Raw genomic sequence first — 275 nt, 5'->3', positions numbered from 1 at the left:
TCAGGATCCACGCTGTATATGTCTTTGCTGAGTAGTATCAATGTATTATTGTACCGCTACAGTGGAGATACGGATATCATTTTGGGTTGTCCGATCACAGGTCGTGACCATATTGACCTTGACAACCAGATTGGCTTTTACCTCAATACCCTAGCTATCCGCAGCAGGTTCTCCTCAGATGACAGCTTTACGCAATTGCTTTCAGATGTTCGTGATACGACAATGAACGGTTACAGGTATAAAGGTTATGGCTTTGATGAGCTTGTTGAAGATCT

1 protein-coding gene is annotated in these 275 nt (G+C 42.9%); it reads left to right on the top strand.

Annotated elements, in window-relative coordinates; translation table 11 throughout:
* The coding region (locus GFU89_RS23270; RefSeq protein WP_318849389.1) for a condensation domain-containing protein at positions 1–275 on the top strand (275 nt) is incomplete at both ends.

This window comes from Chryseobacterium sp. JV558 (genome assembly GCF_033712365.1).
GTDB lineage: Bacteria > Bacteroidota > Bacteroidia > Flavobacteriales > Weeksellaceae > Chryseobacterium.
This window is presented reverse-complemented; position numbering and strand designations above follow the sequence as displayed.